The organism is Bradyrhizobium sp. Leo114 (assembly GCF_055229415.2).
Genome location: NZ_JBUYEN020000251.1, coordinates 1 through 294, shown reverse-complemented (window position 1 = coordinate 294; position 294 = coordinate 1). Strand labels below are relative to the sequence as shown.

Sequence of the window (294 nt, the reverse complement as noted above, 5' to 3'; positions counted from 1 at the left end):
AAGGCGCGGCCATTGGGCAACTTCAGATAACCCTGCGTTCGCTCCAAGGCCTGGATCGAGGGCTTCTCGTCCACGCACAGCACAATGGGCTTCGCCGGCGGGGCGACATAGAGGCCGACAACATCGGCGGCTTTGGCCGTAAAGTTCGGGTCGTTGCTCTCACACCAGGACTTGCGAGCCGCGAGGTCGATCTTGTGGCTGCGCAGGAACCGCCAGACATATTGGACGTCAACATCGCCCAGCGCCTCGGCCAGCAGGGGCCCGGTCCAGCGTGCGAACCCTTCCGGCGACGGC

1 pseudogene is annotated in these 294 nt (G+C 64.6%); it reads right to left on the bottom strand.

The window, feature by feature from the left end:
- A pseudogene (locus tag ACZIRK_RS45615) lies at positions 1-294 on the bottom strand (IS630 family transposase); the annotation flags it as partial.